The sequence below is a fragment of the Hydrogenophaga sp. H7 genome (assembly GCF_002025745.1).
In the GTDB taxonomy this organism is placed as follows: Bacteria; Pseudomonadota; Gammaproteobacteria; order Burkholderiales; family Burkholderiaceae_C; genus Hydrogenophaga; species Hydrogenophaga pseudoflava.
Window position 1 is genome coordinate 416,267 of record NZ_MCIC01000014.1, and the last position, 14,648, is coordinate 430,914.

At 67.9% G+C, this 14,648-nt stretch carries 17 protein-coding genes; 9 read left to right on the forward strand and 8 right to left on the reverse strand.

The features are described 5' to 3' along the window. The first annotated feature begins 16 nt into the window (after window positions 1-16). The 3 genes from BC358_RS11020 to BC358_RS11030 all read left to right on the forward strand — a co-directional run bounded on the left by BC358_RS11020 (window position 17) and on the right by BC358_RS11030 (window position 2,070). Complete coding sequence (locus BC358_RS11020) at window positions 17-982, forward strand: DUF808 domain-containing protein (RefSeq protein WP_079365833.1); 966 nt, start codon at window positions 17-19, stop codon at window positions 980-982. 123 nt (window positions 983-1,105) lie between these two features. Continuing rightward, entirely contained in the window at window positions 1,106-1,639 is a 534-nt protein-coding gene (locus BC358_RS11025) for a hemerythrin domain-containing protein (protein ID WP_066160315.1), read from the forward strand. A 59-nt stretch (window positions 1,640-1,698) separates the two neighbouring features. Continuing rightward, complete coding sequence (locus tag BC358_RS11030; protein ID WP_079365904.1) at window positions 1,699-2,070, forward strand: hypothetical protein; 372 nt, start codon at window positions 1,699-1,701, stop codon at window positions 2,068-2,070. 4 nt (window positions 2,071-2,074) lie between these two features. Here BC358_RS11030 and BC358_RS11035 read toward each other — a convergent pair whose 3' ends face one another. Beyond that, complete coding sequence (locus tag BC358_RS11035; protein ID WP_079365834.1) at window positions 2,075-4,054, reverse strand: U32 family peptidase; 1,980 nt, start codon at window positions 4,052-4,054, stop codon at window positions 2,075-2,077. Between the two features lie 88 nt (window positions 4,055-4,142). Here BC358_RS11035 and BC358_RS21845 point away from each other — a divergent pair, with 88 nt between their 5' ends. Both BC358_RS21845 and BC358_RS11040 read left to right on the forward strand, forming a co-directional pair. Beyond that, window positions 4,143-4,898, forward strand: coding sequence for an alpha/beta fold hydrolase (locus BC358_RS21845; RefSeq protein ID WP_133156732.1), 756 nt, complete (start codon window positions 4,143-4,145; stop codon window positions 4,896-4,898). 47 nt (window positions 4,899-4,945) lie between these two features. Then, complete coding sequence (locus tag BC358_RS11040) at window positions 4,946-5,644, forward strand: heparan-alpha-glucosaminide N-acetyltransferase (protein WP_143434282.1); 699 nt, start codon at window positions 4,946-4,948, stop codon at window positions 5,642-5,644. Window positions 5,645-5,650: 6 nt separating this feature from the next. Here BC358_RS11040 and BC358_RS11045 read toward each other — a convergent pair whose 3' ends face one another. The 6 genes from BC358_RS11045 to BC358_RS11070 form a co-directional block, all read right to left on the reverse strand. Further along, window positions 5,651-6,295 (reverse strand): GntR family transcriptional regulator, encoded by a 645-nt coding sequence (locus tag BC358_RS11045; RefSeq protein ID WP_079365835.1) that lies wholly within the window; start codon window positions 6,293-6,295, stop codon window positions 5,651-5,653. Continuing rightward, on the reverse strand, window positions 6,292-7,674 hold the full coding sequence (locus tag BC358_RS11050; RefSeq protein WP_079365836.1) for an aspartate aminotransferase family protein: 1,383 nt from the start codon (window positions 7,672-7,674) through the stop codon (window positions 6,292-6,294). Before BC358_RS11050 ends, BC358_RS11045 begins: the two co-directional genes overlap by 4 nt. Window positions 7,675-7,687: 13 nt before the next feature. Then, window positions 7,688-9,034, reverse strand: a complete 1,347-nt coding sequence (locus BC358_RS11055) for a glutamine synthetase family protein (RefSeq protein WP_066160300.1) — start codon at window positions 9,032-9,034, stop codon at window positions 7,688-7,690. Between the two features lie 158 nt (window positions 9,035-9,192). Continuing rightward, entirely contained in the window at window positions 9,193-9,972 is a 780-nt protein-coding gene (locus BC358_RS11060) for a peptidylprolyl isomerase (protein ID WP_079365837.1), read from the reverse strand. An 8-nt stretch (window positions 9,973-9,980) separates the two neighbouring features. Next, the gene (locus tag BC358_RS11065; RefSeq protein WP_066160293.1) at window positions 9,981-10,262 is read right to left on the reverse strand and encodes a BolA family transcriptional regulator; all 282 of its coding nucleotides are present in this window, start codon (window positions 10,260-10,262) and stop codon (window positions 9,981-9,983) included. Further along, window positions 10,259-10,807, reverse strand: a complete 549-nt coding sequence (locus tag BC358_RS11070; RefSeq protein ID WP_079365838.1) for a septation protein A — start codon at window positions 10,805-10,807, stop codon at window positions 10,259-10,261. The genes BC358_RS11065 and BC358_RS11070 overlap by 4 nt, the downstream gene beginning before the upstream one ends. A gap of 87 nt (window positions 10,808-10,894) precedes the next feature. Between BC358_RS11070 and BC358_RS11075 the strand changes: the two genes are divergently transcribed. From BC358_RS11075 to BC358_RS11090, 4 genes are all read left to right on the forward strand, one after another. Next, window positions 10,895-11,872, forward strand: coding sequence for a YcjF family protein (locus tag BC358_RS11075; RefSeq protein WP_079365839.1), 978 nt, complete (start codon window positions 10,895-10,897; stop codon window positions 11,870-11,872). Then, on the forward strand, window positions 11,859-12,239 hold the full coding sequence (locus BC358_RS11080) for a hypothetical protein (protein ID WP_079365840.1): 381 nt from the start codon (window positions 11,859-11,861) through the stop codon (window positions 12,237-12,239). The genes BC358_RS11075 and BC358_RS11080 overlap by 14 nt, the downstream gene beginning before the upstream one ends. Continuing rightward, the gene (locus BC358_RS11085) at window positions 12,236-12,814 is read left to right on the forward strand and encodes a DedA family protein (RefSeq protein ID WP_079365841.1); all 579 of its coding nucleotides are present in this window, start codon (window positions 12,236-12,238) and stop codon (window positions 12,812-12,814) included. The genes BC358_RS11080 and BC358_RS11085 overlap by 4 nt, the downstream gene beginning before the upstream one ends. 83 nt (window positions 12,815-12,897) lie before the next feature. Further along, on the forward strand, window positions 12,898-13,407 hold the full coding sequence (locus tag BC358_RS11090) for a hypothetical protein (protein ID WP_079365842.1): 510 nt from the start codon (window positions 12,898-12,900) through the stop codon (window positions 13,405-13,407). Between the two features lie 15 nt (window positions 13,408-13,422). Here the strand turns inward: BC358_RS11090 and BC358_RS11095 are convergent, their stop codons facing one another. Next, window positions 13,423-14,580 carry an iron-containing alcohol dehydrogenase gene (locus BC358_RS11095; RefSeq protein WP_079365843.1) on the reverse strand — a complete coding sequence of 386 codons (1,158 nt, stop codon included), beginning with the start codon at window positions 14,578-14,580 and terminating at the stop codon, window positions 13,423-13,425. Window positions 14,581-14,648: the final 68 nt, after the last annotated feature.

The window sequence follows — 14,648 nt, forward strand, 5'->3', positions numbered from 1 at the left end:
AAGTTGAACCACCGCCATGGCCTCCAGCCTCCTCGCACTGCTTGACGACATCGCCACCCTGCTCGACGACGTGGCCACCATGACCAAGGTCGCGGCGCGCCAGAGCGTGTCGGCGGCTGATGACGTGGCGGCCATGACGCAGATGGCCGCGAAAAAAACGGCTGGCGTGCTGGGCGACGACCTTGCGCTCAACGCGCAGCAGGTGACGGGCGTGAACGCCGACCGCGAACTGCCGGTGGTCTGGGCGGTGGCCAAGGGCTCGCTGCTGAACAAGGCCATCCTGGTGCCGGCAGCCCTGGCCATCAGCGCGGTGGCGCCCTGGGCGATCACGCCGCTGCTGATGCTGGGCGGCCTGTTCCTGTGCTTCGAAGGTGCCGAGAAGCTGATGCACAAGTTCTTCCACGCCAAAGACGAGGACGACGCCCACCACGCCGAGCTCGTGAAGGCCGTGAGCGACGAGAAAGTGGACCTGGTCGCGTTCGAGAAGGAGAAGATCAAGGGCGCCGTGCGCACCGACTTCATTCTCTCGGCCGAGATCATCGTCATCACCCTGGGCGCGGTCGCCACGGCACCCTTTGCCCAGCAGGTCGCGGTGCTGGTCGGCATCTCGCTGATCATGACCCTGGGCGTGTACGGCCTGGTCGGCGGCATCGTCAAGCTCGACGACGCGGGCCTGCACCTGAGCCGCAGCGGCTCATCCGCCACGCAAGCCTTCGGCCGAGGTCTGCTGGCCTTTGCGCCCTGGCTGATGAAGGCCCTGTCGGTGCTGGGTACGGCGGCGATGTTCCTGGTGGGCGGCGGCATCCTGCTGCACGGTGTACCGGCGCTGGGCCATGCGGTCGAGCACTGGGCCGGGGGCCTGGGCGCCATCGGTGGCGTGGTCAACAGCCTGGCGGGCGGGGTTTCCGGCCTCATTGCCGGCATCGTCTGCGTGCTGCTGTTCAACGCCTTCAACAAGCTGCGCGGCCAGTCCGCACACTGAATGAACAAGGGCGGGCCTTGACTTGCGTCAAGGCCTCAACAACACGGCGGGCCCAGACTGGCATCCAGATCGTAAGTGTGCTGAAGACCAGCTTCGGTGCACACCAACCCGAGAGGAGCCGCCATGAACACCGCCGTTGACACCGACGCCCCGCTGAACAACTTCTCCAACTGCCACAGCGGCATCCTCAAGCGCCTGAATGCGCTGGACGAGCTGCCCGCGCTGCTGGAACCCGCTGCCCGCGCCCGTCAGATCGCCGAGCAGTCGCTGGAGTTCTTCCGGGAAGCCATCTTCGAACACCATCTGGAAGAAGAGCGCGAGCTGTTCCCAGCAGTGATTGCCAGCGCGAAGCCCGGCGAGGAACTGGAGCGCGTGAAAGCCATGACCAAGCGCCTGACCGAGGAGCACCGCATGGTCGAGGCGCTGTGGAAGCGGCTGGAAAAGGGCCTCAAGCAGGTCGCCAAAGGCCAGAGCACCGATCTGGACATCGGCGAGGTGCAGCGCCTGGTCACCGAGTACACCGCCCATGCCGCCTACGAAGAGGCCGAGTTCCTGCCGCTGTCGGAGGTGATCCTGGGCCGCAACAGCAACCACATGGCTGCGCTGGGTCTGAGCCTGCACATGCGCCACGTCAAGCCGGTGGCGGCCTACATCTGATCCACCTGCAGCGCGCCATGGCCGCGGTCTGAGCGGGCATGCTCTACAGTTCGGGCGACATGAAAAATCGCCCTCGCAACCCTCATGATTCCCGCCCCGAACACTGGCGCGTCCAGAGCGCAGACGGGGTTGCGGTGCTCAACATCCCTGGCCTCAACGGCCGGGCCCGGGTGTTCGACGTGGACGCCGCTCTGCTGGTCGATGTGCCTGCCGACACCGGCGGCGCCTGGCTGGAGCTGACGGTGGAGTTCGATGGCCGGCGCCAGTGGTCGCGCCGCATTCCCGCCCACAACCCCGGCCAGACCGACAGCCTGGACTACCACCAGCGGACGCGGCTCGAGGCCGAGCAGGGCCTGCGCATCCGGGCCATCGCCGCCGTCAAGGGCGTGCGGGTGCGGGAGCTGGTGATCGAGGCGCGCGAGGACGCCTGATGACTCAGGCCGGGGTCGCCGGTCGCGTTCGGTAGAACGTCACCGGGCTTGCCGGCGCGGCGTTCATCACGCTGCGCTTGATCTTGCCGACCACGTGCATCTCGCAGGGCTTGCAGTCGAAGCGCAGGGTCAGCTTCTCCTTGCCGTTGATCAGCTGCATCGGCTCGGCGCGCACCGTGCCCTGCACGCCGGTCACGCCCTTGGCCTGCTTGGGGCAGAGGCTGAGCGAGAAGCGCACGCAGTGCTTGGTGATCATCAGGCTGACTTCGCCTTCTTCCTCGTGGCTCTCGTAGGCAGCGGCGATCACCTTCACACCGTGCTTCGCGTAGAAATCGCGCGCCTTGTGGTTGAACACGTTGGCCAGGTACGTGAGTGTGTCTTCCGGGTAGTTGACGGGCGGCTCGACCGGCTTGGCGCGCGGCAGGCGGTGCCAGGCCGCGGCACGGCCGGCTTCCAGCTGTTCCACCGCATCCCGGCGCAGGGCGTTGAGCTGTGAGGCGGGCACGAAGCGCGGACCGTTCAGGTTCAGCGCCACGTCCAGCGGCTGGAACAGGGTGTCGCCCAGGCGTGAGAGGTTCTCGCGCAGCTTGTCTTCGGCCTGGCTGGGGTCCTTGGCGTCCTGCAGCGGGCCGGGCAGGGTGGCGGTGCCGCTGTGGCCGTCTTCGTCGGTGATGGTCAGCGTCAGGCCGTCGGCGGTTTCGTCCAGGGCCAGCCAGGCACCGATGCGGCGTTCGGCCGACTTCTTCTCCAGCCCGCGCACCCAGTCCATGTCCCGGTTGCGGTTGATCTGCACGCCCTTGCGCAGGTCCTTGAAACCCTCCATCGGGTCTTTGGGGAACACCCGCCACAGGCCCTTCTTGTTGACCGCTTCGGCCCGGTTGATCTGCAGGCCCACCAGTTCCTTCTGCAGGTCTAGGTAACACAGGCCGTCGCCGTTGTGGATGACCGTGTCCTGTTCGTCGGTCTGCAGCTCGACGAAGTTGGGGCCGGTGGCAGTGACGAAACCGATCGGGCGGCCCGGGTTCTTGGGCGTGTCGAAGGCGCCGATGTCTTCCTTGCGGCCCTGCACGAAGTAGTCGGTGAACTCGCGGTTGAAGTTCTGGTTCGGATCGGGCTGGAAGTGGAAAGTGCATTCCCCGCTGCTGGCGCGGGCCAGCTCGGGGCGTTCTTCAAGGATCTCGTCCAGCAGCACCCGGTAGTGCGCGGTGATGTTCTTGACGTAGGCCATGTCCTTGTAGCGGCCTTCGATCTTGAAGCTGCGCACGCCCGCGTCGATGATCTCGCGCAGGTTGTCGCTCTGGTTGTTGTCCTTCATCGAGAGCACGTGCTTGTCGTGCGCCACGATGCGGCCCTGGCTGTCTTTCACCTCATAGGGCAGGCGGCAGGCCTGCGAGCAGTCGCCGCGGTTGGCGCTGCGGCCGGTGTGGGCGTGGCTGATGTAGCACTGGCCGCTGTAGGCCACACAGAGTGCGCCGTGCACGAAGAACTCTAGGATGGCGCGGCCGGGCGCGTCTTTCGGGCCGAGCGCGGCGTCGATGGCGGCGATCTGCTGCAGCGTGAGTTCGCGCGCCAGCACGATCTGGGACAGGCCGGCGTCCTGCAGGAAGCGGGCTTTTTCTGGCGTGCGGATGTCGGTCTGGGTGCTGGCGTGCAGCTGGATCGGCGGCAGGTCGATCTCCAGCAGGCCCATGTCCTGGATGATCAGCGCGTCCACCCCGGCGTCGTAGAGCTGCCAGGCCAGTTTGCGCGCCGGCTCCAGCTCGTCGTCGCGCAGGATGGTGTTCATCGTCACGAAGATGCGGCTGTTGTAGCGGTGCGCGTGCCGCGCGAGGCGGGCGATGTCCTGCACGCTGTTGTCTGCGCTGGTGCGGGCGCCAAAACCGGGACCGCCGATGTAGACCGCGTCGGCCCCGTGGTTCACGGCCTCGATGCCGATGTCGGCGTCGCGGGCGGGGGCAAGCAGTTCGAGCTGGTGGGGCAACATGGTGACGCGAAAAAAGTGGGCAGTGCAGGCAGAATCGGGGCCACTGACGGCCCCGCAAATCAACCCGATATTGTCCCGGAGATCGCCCATGCCTGCATCCCACGACCCTTCCGGCACTGCCATCGTCCTCGTCCACGGCTCCTGGCACGGCGCCTGGTGCTGGAAGCGGGTGCTGCCGCTGCTGCGCGGCGCCGGTGTGGACACCCATGCCGTCACCCTCACCGGCGTGGGCGAACGGGCCCACCTGCTGAGCCCGACGGTCGGCATCAACACCCACATCCAGGACGTGATCGGGCTGATCGAAGCCGAGGAACTGGAGCGCGTGGTGCTGGTCGGCCACAGCTACGCGGGCAACCTGATCACCTGCGTGGCCGACCGCCTGCAGCGCGCGCACCCCGGCCTGCTGCAGCACCTGGTCTATCTGGATGCGGGCGTTCCAGACCCCGGCAACAGCTGGAGCACGCCCCACTCGGCGGAGACCGTGGCCAAGCGGGCCGCCGAGGCGCAGCGCAGCAGCGGCGGGCTGAGCTTTCCGCCGCCGGACGCCAGTGTGTTCGGGCTGGATGGCGCCGACCGCGACTGGGTCAACCGCCGCCAGACGCCGCAGCCCTACCGCCTCTACCACGAGACCCTGCTGTTCGACCCGGCCCTGGTCTGGTCCATACCGCACAGCTTCATCGACTGCACGAACCCGCCGCTGGCCACCATCGACGCCGCCCGCAAGCGGGTGCGCAGCGAACCGGGCTGGACGGTGTACGAACTGGCGACCGGCCACGACCCGATGGTCAGCGCACCGCGCGAGCTGGCGCAGCTGCTGCTGAAGGTGCATTCGAGTTGCCGGTGAAAGCCACCACCCGCCTGGATCGCATCGACATCCTGCGCGCCGCGGCGATGCTCTGGATGACGGCCTTCCATTTCTGCTTCGACCTCAACCACTTCGGCTTCATTCAGCAGGACTTCTACGACGACCCGTTCTGGACCTGGCAGCGCACGTTCATCGTGAGCCTGTTCCTGTTCACCGCCGGGCTGTCGCAGGCGGTGGCGCTGCAGCAGGGGCAGGGCTGGCCGCGGTTCTGGAAGCGCTGGGCGCAGGTGGCGGGTGGGGCGTTGCTGGTGAGCATTGGCTCCTGGCTGATGTTCCCGGACACCTTCATCTACTTTGGCATCCTGCACGGCATTGCGGCCATGCTGGTCCTGGTGCGACTGACAGCGGGCTGGGGCACCTGGCTCTGGCCGCTGGGCGCGCTGGCGATCTCAATGAAATGGATAGCGCCGCTGGTGATCGGTGCGCTGCCGTCGCTGGCGTTCCTGAACCAGCCGGGCTGGAACGCGCTGGGCTTCATCAGCGAGCTGCCGGTGACCGAGGACTACGCTCCGGTGCTGCCCTGGCTGGGCGTGATGTGGTGGGGCGTCGCGGCCGGGCGCTGGACGCTGGCACACCGGCCGCAATGGCTGGGCGCGGGCGACGCGGCGGCCACCGGGCTGCGCCGCTCTCTGGTGATGCTGGGTCGTTGGAGCCTGTCGTATTACCTGCTGCACCAGCCGGTGATGATCGGCCTGCTGGCCGCCTTCGTCTGGTGGCGCGGCTGAGCCGGTTCAGGCGCAGAACGGCCGCAGAAACTGCGCGGCCACGAACAGATCCTTCTCGATCGCGCGCCGCACGCCGGCGCTGTCGCGCAGGCGCAGCGCCATCACCGCGTCGCCGTGGGCGTCGTTGATCACGCGCTGCGAGGCCTCCACCTCGAACAGCCTGTTCGACAGCGGCCCGACCTTGAGCCAGACGGTCTCGATCAGCGAGAGCAGGGTGGGGGAGGCGGCGGCCTGGTACAGGCGCAGGTGGAACAGCTCGTTGGCGTCGAGATAGCCCTTGGCATCACCGGCCTTGAGTGCCTCGCGCATGCGCTGCTCCAGCGCCAGCAGCTCGGCCACACCGGCGGCGTCGAGCCGGTGGGCACCACGCTCGGCCGCTTCGCCTTCCAGCAGCAGCCGGGTCTGCAGCACATCGTCGAACTCGGCCAGCGAGAGTTTGGGCACCTGCATGCCGGCGTGGGGCACGTTGACCAGCGCACCCTCGGCCGCCAGCCGCTGCAGCGCGGCGCGCACCGGCATCACGCCCACGCCCAGCTTCTCGGCGATGGCGTGGATTTTCAGCCGCTCCCCCGGCAGGAACTGGCCCACGGTGACCCACTGGCGCAACCGCGCATAGGTCTCGTCCTGCTGGGTCGGGGCGGGGGTCTTCATGCCTTCTGCGTGATGTGGGTCAGCGCCTCGTCGAGCGCGCCGATCAGCTGCGCGACGTGCTCGTCGGTGGTCTGCGGGCAGACCAGCATCATGTTGTGGAAGGGCGTGATCATGACGCCGCGGTTGAGCAGGCCAAGGTGGATCAGGTGCTCCAGCTCGCCGTCGAGGATGCGGTCGGCCTCGCTGCCGTTCCTGGGCGGGGTCGGGCAGAACTGGAACTCGGTGCGCGCGCCGACCTGGGTCACGCACCAGGGCAGGCCATGCCGCGCGATCACCTCCCGCAGCCCGGCAGCCAGCCGCTGCGCCAGTGCCAGCATGTGCCCGTAGGCGGCCGGGGTCATGACCTCGGTGAGAGCCGCGCGCATCGCGGCCATGGCCAGCATGTTGCCGGTCAGCGTGGTGCCGATGCCGCTGTGGCCCGGTGGGGCCTCGCGCTTGGCCCGTTCGGCGCGGGCCGCCAGTTCGGCGCTCATGCCGTAGACCGCGCAGGGTACGCCGCCGCCCACCGGTTTGCCCAGCACCAGGGCATCGGCTGCGATGCCGTGGGCGTGGGCGTAGCCGCCAGGGCCGGTGCTGATGGTGTGGGTCTCGTCCATCACCAGCAGCGTGCCGTGGCGGCGGATGATCTTCTGGGCTTCGGCCCAGAAGCCGGGCTCGGGCAGCACCATACCGATGTTGGTCATCACCGGCTCGGCCAGCACGCAGGCCACGTCGCCCGCGGCCAGTGCGGCGTCGAGCGCGGCCAGGTCGTTGAACTCGACCACCACCGTGGTGTCCAGCAGGTTGTGCACCTGGCCCAGCAGGCTGTCGCGCTGCACCGGCCGACCATCCACCAGGTCGACGAACACGTCCTCGATGGTGCCGTGGTAGCAGCCGTTGAAGACCAGGATCTTCTGGCGCCCCGTGGCGGCGCGGAGCCAGCGCACGATGTAGCGGTTGGCGTCGGTGGCGCTCATCGCGAACTGCCAGACCGGCAGGCCGAAGCGCTGTGCCAGCTGCTCGCCGACCACGGCAGCGTCCTCGGTGGCCAGCATGGTGGTGAAGCCGCGGGTGGCCTGGCGGGCGACGGCGGCCGCCACCGGGGCGGGCGAATGGCCGAACATGGCGCCCGTGTCGCCCAGGCAGAAGTCGACCAGGGTGTGGCCGTCCACATCGGTGACCTGGGCGCCGCTGGCGTGGTCGACGTGCAGCGCGAACGGCGTGCCCCAGTCGTTCATCCAGTGCAGCGGCACGCCGAACAGCAGGTGTTCGCGGGCGCGCTCGGCCAGCGCGGCCGAGCGCGGGTGGGCTTCGGTGAACCGGGCGCGCTCCTGTGCGAGGAAGGCCTGCGCGCGCGGCCAGTCCAGGCCGGCGCGGGTGGGTCGTTGTTCTTGCGTCATGTGGTGTGTCTCCTCAGACCAGCAGCAGCAGGTGCTCGCGCTCCCAGGAGCTGATCACGCGGTTGTAGGTGGCGTACTCCAGTTCCTTGACCGCGAGGAAGGCGTCGATGAAGGCCCCGCCGAAGACATCGCGCAGCGCTTCGCACTCGCGCATGCGGCGGATCGAGTCCTCCATGTGGCTGGGCAGGTCCTGGTCGCTGTCCCAGGCACTGGTTTTCATCGGCTCGCTGGGCTGGCGCTTCTCCATCAGCCCCAGGTAACCGGCACCCAGCGTCGCAGCCATGGCCAGGTACGGGTTCACGTCCACGCCCGGCACGCGGTTCTCCACCCGGCGGTTGGCGGCGTCGGACTCCGGCACGCGGATGCCGCAGGTGCGGTTGTCGTAGCCCCACTGCACATTGATCGGCGCCGACATGTAGCGCGAGAGGCGCCGGTAGGAGTTGACGTAGGGCGCCAGCATCGGCATCACCTGCGGCACGTAGCGCTGCAGGCCGGCGATGAAGTGGCGGAAATGCGGCGTCACCGCGCCGTCCTCTTCGCTGAAGATGTTGCGGCCGGTGGCGCGGTCCAGGATGCTCTGGTGGATGTGCATCGCGCTGCCCGGCTCGGCCTCCATCGGCTTGGCCATGAAGGTGGCGAAGATGCCGTGGCGCAGCGCCGTTTCCCGCACGGTGCGCTTGAACAGGAACACCCGGTCGGCCAGGTCCATGGCGTCGCCGTGGGTGAAGTTGATCTCCATCTGGCCGGCGCCGGCCTCGTGGATCAGGGTCTCGACGCCCAGGCGGTGCACCTCGCAGAAGCGCGAGAGCTCCAGGAAGAAGGGGTCGAAGTCGTTGACCGCGTCGATGGAATACGACTGCCGGCCGGCCTCGGGCTTGCCGGTGCGGCCCAGCGGCGGCTGCAGCGGTTCGTGCGGATTCTGCTGGCGGGCCACCAGGTAGAACTCCATCTCGGGCGCCACCACCGGCTGCCAGCCCTGTGCGTCGTACAGCGCCAGCACGCGGCGCAGCACGCTGCGGGGCGAGAGGGCTACCGGCGAGCCGTCGAACTCCTCACAGTCGTGGATGATGACCGCGACCTGTTCGGCTGCCCAGGGCACCATGCGCGCGGTCGACAGATCGGGCACGCAGACCATGTCGGGGTCGGTGTCGCCGACGAACTCGGCGTTGTCGGGCTGCTGGCCGTTGACGGTATTGAGCAGCACGCTCTTGGGCAGGCGCATGTGCCCGGAGCTGAGGAACAGATCCTTGGGGAGGATCTTGCCGCGGGCGATCCCGGTCATGTCGGGAATCACGCACTCGACCTCGTGGATGCGGTGCTCGCTCAGGAAGCTGTGGATGTCGGTGGGAGGCGCGTTCATGGTTGGATTTGATCAAATGGATGCCGAATTGTGGCATCCAAACCACCTGGTTCAAATATTTGATCAAATCCAATCCGATCGGCGTGGCCAGATCCACTTCCTCGTGGCCACAAAAAAAGCGCGGACCACGCCGCGCTTTTTTAGGAGAACGCCGATCCTTACTGGATCTTGGCCTTCTCGCGCAGCGAGCGCTGGAAGTCGCCCAGCTTCTGCTGCTGCATCTGCTGCGCGATCTGCGGCTTGAGTTCTTCAAAGGTCGGCAGCTTGGCCTGGCGCACGTCGTCGACACGGATGATGTGGTAACCGAACTGGCTCTTGACCGGCTCCTGGGTCATCTGACCCTTTTCGAGCTTGATCATGGCCTCGGAGAACTCGGTCACGTAGCTGGCGGCATTGGCCCAGTCCAGGTCACCACCGTTGGCACCGGAGCCCGGGTCCTTGGACTTGGCCTTGGCCTGGTCTTCGAACTTGGCGCCACCCTTGATGGCCGCGATGATGGCCTTGGCCTCGTCTTCCTTCTCGACGAGGATGTGGCGCGCGCGGTATTCCTTGCCGCCGTTGGCCGCGGCGAACTTGTCGTACTCGGCCTGCAGGTCGGCGTCGGACACCGGGTTCTTCTTCTGGTAGTCGGCGAACAGGGCGCGGATCATGATGGTCTGGCGGGCCAGTTCCATCTGCTCCTTGTATTCCGGCGTGGCGGCAATACCGCGCTTCTGGGCTTCCTGCATGAAGACTTCGCGCAGGATGACTTCTTCCTTGATCTGGGCGCGGGTGGCCTCGTCGATCGGACGACCTGAGGCTGCAATCTGCTGCTCCAGCGCGGTGACGCGGCTGCTGGGCACGGCCTTGCCGTTGACGATGGCGACGTTCTGGGCCATGGCCAGGGGAGCGGCAACGATCAGGGCCGCGGCGGTCAGGGCCGACAGGGAGAATTTCATGGTGTGGATCAGGTGAGGATTTCGATGGCCAGCGCATGCAGGCCGGCGTCGGTGAAATTGCGCAGCGCATCATACACAAGGCGGTGTTGCGCCACGCGGCTCTTGCCGGTGAAGGCGGGGGCGGCGATGCGCACCCGGAAATGGGTGCCATAGCCCAGGCCGTTGGCGCCGGCGTGCCCGGCGTGGGCCGCGCTTTCGTCGATGACTTCCAGCCGGGTCGGGCTGAGGGCAGCGTCCAGGGCGGCCTGCAGCGCGGCCGCGGTGGGCACGAACAGCTGGTCCGGGATCATGAGCCGGTCCCCGCTTCGGTGTCGCTCTTGAGGTAGCGGGCGATGTACAGACCCTGGCCGACGATGAACACCACCGGGAACACGTAGCCCCAGAGCTTGAAGTTCACCCAGTCCTCGGTGGAGTAGTAGGCCGCGACGTAGGCGTTGATGGCGGCCATGAACAGGAAATAGCCGATCCAGATCACGGTCAGGCGCGACCACACCGGCGCCGGCAGGCTGAGCTGGCTGCCCAGGAGGATCTGCAGGAAGTTCTTCTTCCAGACCCACAGCGCCGCGGCCAGCACAATGGCCATGCTCGCGTAGAGGACAGTGGGCTTCCACTTGATGAAGCGCTCGTCGTGCAGCAGCAGGGTGAGGGCGCCGAACACCAGCACCAGCAGCAGCGTCACTTTCTGCAGCGTCTGCAGCCGCTTGTCGACGGCGTAGATGATGCCGGTCTGCACCACGGTGGCGGCCATGAGCACGCCAGTGGCGGTGTAGATGTCGCCGAACTTGTACGCGGCCACAAACAGTGCGATGGGGAAAAAGTCGATCAGGAAACGCATGCGGGGATTATCGGGGCTGGCACCGGGAACCCGGGCGGCAGGGGTTGCTCTACAGTGCTCCGAGTCATCTACAAAGGAATACGTTCCATGGATCTGAAAGAACAGCAAGCCATCCTCACCATCGCCCTGCTCGCCGCCTTTGCCGACGGCGACAAGGCCGACAGCGAGCGCGAGGCCGTGCGGCGCCTGGCGGAGTCGCTGGGCCGCGAGGCCGGGGGCGCGGCGCTGGCCGGTTTGTATCAGGATGTTCTGCTCAAGCGGGTGACGCTGGCCGACGCCATCGCGGCCCTGGGCGACCCGGCCCATCGCCAGCTGGCCTACGAAATGGCGGTCTGCGTCTGCGATGCCGACGGGCGGCGGAACGAAGCCGAAACGGCCTTCCTCTCGGACCTGAAGTCGCGCCTGGCCCTGGACCCAGGCCGCGCCCAGGCCTTCGAGCAGGAGGCTGATGCGGTGCTCACGGCCGCGGCCGCCGCGGCGCCGGTGAGCGCGCCGGTTCCGGTGCCCACCCAGGCGCTGCAGGGCGCACCCGCCAGCGACCCCGCCCGTGAAGCGGCCCTGGAGAAGACCATCCTGAACGCGGCCCTGCTCAACGGCGCGCTGGAACTGCTGCCGCAGTCCTGGGCCTCGATGGCCATCATCCCGCTGCAGGTGCGCATGGTCTACAACATCGGCCGCGCCCACGGCATCGAACTCGACCAAGGCCACATCAAGGAGTTCATCACCACTGTCGGCGTGGGCCTGACCTCCCAGTACGTGGAGCAGTTCGGCCGCAAGCTCCTGGGCGGCTTGCTGGGCAAGGTGGCCGGTCGCACCATCGGCGGGATCGGCGGCGTGGCCACCGGCATGGCGATGTCGTTTGCCACCACCTATGCGCTCGGCCAGGTGGCCCGGCGTTATTACGCCGGCGGTCGCGTCATGAGCACCGCCCTGCTGCAGCAGACCTTCCAGCAGCTGCTGACCCCGGCCCAGCAGATGCAGACCCAGTACCTGCCCCAGATGAAGGACCTTTCGCGCACGCTGGACATGGGCAAGGTGCTGGGGATGGTGCGTGGCCAAGCCTGACGGCTCACCACGCCTGGTGCGCTGGCCGCGCCGGCTCGCCGTGGCGGCGCTGGTGGTGGGCGTGCTGCTGATGAGCGTGTTTGCCTGGCGCGCCTGGCGCCAACACGACTACCAGACCCGCCTGGCCGCAGGCGAGATCCAGGTCGAGACTCTGCGCGGCTGGATGACCCTTTCTTATATAGAGCGCGTGCACGGCGTGCCCGAGGCGCAGGTGCGCGAGGCGCTGGGCCTGCCGGCTTCGGGCGGCGACGACCTCAGCCTGCACGACTGGTTCGGCGCGCAAGGCATCGACCCGTTGGAGGGGCGCAAGAAGGTCGAGGCGCTGATTCTGGCGCGCCGGTCGGCGCTGCAGGAGCCTGATCGGTGAGCGACCTCAGCGGTGCGCTGCTGACGGCCTTGATCAACCAGGGCCAGTGGCTGCTGGCGGCCGTGCTGTTCCTGGCCGCGTTGGGCGTGCCGCTGCCGGCCACTATGCTGCTGCTGGCCGCCGGCGCCTTTGCCCGTCAGGGTGTGCTCGAACCCGTGACGTCGGCCGCGACCGGTGTGGCCGCCGCGGTGGCGGGGGACATGGGCTGCTATCTCGCAGGCCGGCTGATGGGCCAGCGCCTGCCGCTGTCGTGGCGCACCGGTCCGGTCTGGCTGCGGGCGGCCGACACGTTTACCCGCCAGGGCGCCTGGGCGGTGCTGCTGACCCGCTTCCTGCTGACCCCGCTGGCGCTGCCGGTCAACCTGCTGGCCGGCAGCACCCGTTTTCCCTGGCACAGGTTCTTGCTGCCGGTGATGGTGGGGGAGGTCATCTGGGTGGCGCTGTTCGGAGGACTTGGTTACGTGTTCGCCGATCGCTGGGAATGGGTGAGCGCCTGGGCCGAGGACTCGGTGGGCCTTCTGCTGGGTGGGCTGCTGGCCGCCGCGGGTTTGTGGGGGCTCTGGCGCTGGCGCTGATGTTCCACGCCGCTTGATCGGGCAGAATCTCGTCGCCCGAAGATGCTTCTGGCGCCCCATCACCCAAGAGAAGGATTCCTCCGATGACCAAGCCCCTGCGTTTCCCGCTGATCGCTGCGACCCTGGCCACCTCCGCACTGCTTGCCGCCTGTGGCGGTGGTGACGACGATCCATCGGTGGAGGGAGACAGCTCCGGCGACGTGGTGGCCAAGTACATCGGCACCTGGGAGTCGGACTGCTACGCCGACAGCGGCGCGTCCGCCAAGGTCCGCGCCGACTTCACCAAGGCCTCGGCCACCAGCTTCACCGGCAATGTGGTCGCCTACGGCTACATCGGCAGCTCTTGCTCCGGTCCCAGCGTCAAGGACGAGAAGGTGCTGACCAACCTGTCGATGAACCACGCCGGCACCAAGGCCATCTCCGGTGTGACCGCCGACAAGTTCAATGGCGCCGCCGACCAGGGCAACGGCAAGCTGGTCATGTACACCGACGGCAGCACGCTCCAGTTGGGCGACGTGGACGCCAACAAGGACGCCGAGGGCTACCCCAACAGCTTCTACGAAAGCCGCTACACCCTCAAGCGCCGCAACTGACGCGGCGGGCGGGCCTCACATCGAGGCCCGCAGCATGTCCCGGTAGTCTTCCGCGCTGGCCAGCCGCGGATTGGTCTTGTGGCAGTGGTCCGCCAGCGCACCCTGGATCACCCGGTCGAACAGGTCCTCGGTCAAGCCCAGCGCCGCCAGCCCCGCGGGCAACCTCAGCCGGGCATTCATCGACCGGATCGCCTCGCCCAGCCGCTGCGCCGACGCCGCTGCATCGCCGTCGTCCGGCAGGCCCATGGCGTGGGCCATGCGCTGCAGGCGCCGCTCCTTCTGCACACTCTCGGCGCCAGCGTTGAAGGCGATCACGGCGGGCAGGAAGAGGGCGTTCAGGGTGCCGTGGTGCAGCCGCGGGTTCACGCCACCCAGGCTGTGGCTCAGGCTGTGCACGCAGCCCAGCCCTTTCTGGAAAGCCATCGCGCCCTGCATGGACGCGCTCATCATGTTCAGCCGCGCCTCCCGGTCTTGCCCATCGTTGGTCGCGCGTTCGATGTGTGACCAGCCACGCTGCAGGCCATCGAGCGCAATGCCGTCGGCCGGCGGGTTGAAGGCCGGCGCCATGAAGGTTTCCATGCAGTGTGCGATCGCGTCCATGCCGGTGGCGGCGGTCAGCAGGGGCGGCAGGCCGAGCGTGAGCGACGGGTCGAGAATGGCGGTCTTGGGCACCAGGTGCCAGCTGTGAAAACCCAGCTTGCGGCCATCGTCGACGATGACAATGGCGCCGCGCGCCACCTCGCTGCCGGTGCCGGCCGTGGTCGGCACCGCGATCAGCGGCAGCACGGCCGGGGTGATCTTGGGTGAGCCACCTTCGATGGTGGCGTAGGTCTTGAGCGGGCCTTCGTGGGTGGCGGCGATGGCCACGCCCTTGGCGCAGTCGATCGAGCTGCCACCGCCCAGGGCGATCAGGCCGTCGCAGCCGCCGGCCTTGCAGGCTTCGACGGCGGCGCGCACCGCCGCCTCGTTGGGATTGCCCGGCGTCTGGTCGAACACCGCCACCGGCCAGCCGGGCAGGGCGGCCAGCGCCCGGTCCAGCAGGCCTGCGGCCTTGACGCCCGCGTCCGTCACGATCAGCGGCCGGGTGATGCCCGCCCGGGTGCATTCGGCGGCCAGCTGCGCCAGCGCACCGTCTTCGATCAGGATGTTCGTCACATACAGAATTTGCGCCATGGCCTGTCTCGCTCGTTGTGTGGAATGGCGAAAACTATACGGGTGCAGGACAGTCCAACCAAGGTCGC